This window comes from Stenotrophomonas pictorum JCM 9942, from assembly GCF_001310775.1.
In the GTDB taxonomy this organism is placed as follows: domain Bacteria; phylum Pseudomonadota; class Gammaproteobacteria; order Xanthomonadales; family Xanthomonadaceae; genus Stenotrophomonas; species Stenotrophomonas pictorum.
Map to the genome: position 1 here is coordinate 1 of NZ_BAZI01000756.1, position 671 is coordinate 671.

Genomic DNA, 671 nt, shown 5'->3' on the forward strand with positions numbered 1-671 from the left:
CACCGCGCTGGCCGAGGACGTGCCTGCAGCTGGCACTGGCCGCGCTGGAGCAGGAGTTCGCCCAGCGCCATGGCGTGGTCCGTGCCGCCGATGGCAGCGTGCAGCGGCTGGTGGTGTTCGGGCTGGGCAAGCTCGGTGGCGGCGAGCTGAATTTCTCCTCCGATATCGATCTGGTCTATGCCTACCCGGAAGGAGGCGAGTCTGATGGCGCCCGCCCGCTGGCGGCCGAGGAGTATTTCGCCCGGCTCGGCCAGCGGCTGGCACGGCTGCTGGATGAAACCACCGCCGAAGGCTTCTGCCATCGCGTCGATCTGCGCCTGCGCCCGTTCGGCAGCGCCGGACGGGTGGCGTTGTCATTTGCCGCGATGGACCAGTATTTCCAGCGCGAGGGCCGCGACTGGGAGCGCTATGCGTGGATCAAGGCGCGCGCGGTGGCCGGCGATATCGCCGCCGGCGAGGCGTGGCTGCAGACGCTGCGGCCGTTCGTCTATCGCCGCTATCTGGATTTCACCGCGCTCGACGGCCTGCGCGAGATGAAGGCCGCGATCACCGCCGAGGTCGCGCGCAAGGACCGGCTGGACGACATCAAGCGCGGCCCGGGCGGCATCCGCGAGATCGAGTTCCTGGCCCAGGCGCTGCAGCTGATCCGTGGTGGCCGCGAAGCGGCACTG

1 protein-coding gene is annotated in these 671 nt (G+C 69.7%); it reads left to right on the forward strand.

Annotated features, from left to right (window positions below):
- Positions 1 to 671 (forward strand): [protein-PII] uridylyltransferase family protein (locus JCM9942_RS17500; RefSeq protein ID WP_484600275.1); only part of this gene is annotated, 671 nt, incomplete at both ends.